Source organism: Streptomyces sp. MS06 (assembly GCF_047200655.1).
Classification (GTDB): domain Bacteria; phylum Actinomycetota; class Actinomycetes; order Streptomycetales; family Streptomycetaceae; genus Streptomyces.
The window spans coordinates 1-813 of sequence record NZ_JBJZOJ010000155.1; the positions used below are offsets into that span (position 1 = coordinate 1).

The window sequence follows — 813 nt, forward strand, 5'->3', positions numbered from 1 at the left end:
CTTGAAGTTCGCCGCCCTGTGTCAGCGAGGTCTCCCACGCGCTTTCGGGAAGCTTCGCGATGGCGGCCTCGTCCTCGGGCGTGATCTTCCAGCCGACCGTGTAGCGGACCGTGCGTCGCGTGGTGTTCAACGCTTCGAGGTGCTGAAGCAGGCCGTGCGTGGCCCCCGCGCCGTCGACGCGGATCAGCACCTTGGACTGCGAGGAGCGGGGGATCTGCTCCAGGCAGGCCGCCAGGACGCGCAGGTGGTCCTCGACGGTGTTCGCTCCCGCGTTGCCCGGGCGTAGTTCCATCGCGAGACTCTCGCCGGTGTTCGCGCACCAGCCGCCCAGCGGATGGAACCCGAACGTACCCTTGAACGTGCCCGCAGCGCCTTCCTTCCTGGTCGCGCTGGTGATGACCGTGGCGTCCAGGTCCACGACGATCCACCCCTTCAGCCTCCGCCCAGCGACCTCGATCCACGGGAAGCCGCCGGGCCGCAGGCGGAGCAGCGTCCACACGTGCCGGCGTGCCCGCCGTCGCACCTTCGCGATCTTCGCCAAGGTCGTGTCGTCCAGCCCGATCAGCAATCGGCGCACCGTCGAGTCCGAGGCTGGGGTATCGAACACGCCCTGGTGGTGCCGCTGGAGCTGCTCAGCCTCCAGCAGACTCCTGGCCCCGAGCACGATCGCCACGGCGAGCTGGACCAGCACCCCGGCCCGCTCCCGCCAGCCGCTCGCTCTGCTGGAGGGCAGCACACCCGCGAGCCCTCGTGTCAGCCCGATCCGGTCCGCCAACTTCCGCAGCAGCACCGCCCCCGCATGCCCGACCAGCC

General features: G+C 70.2%; 1 protein-coding gene. It reads right to left on the reverse strand.

The annotated features are described in order from the left end of the window. Positions 1-811, reverse strand: an 811-nt coding sequence (locus ACL02U_RS32905; RefSeq protein WP_412794677.1) for a transposase, incomplete at its 3' end; no start/stop codon positions are given. Positions 812-813 lie beyond the last annotated feature (2 nt).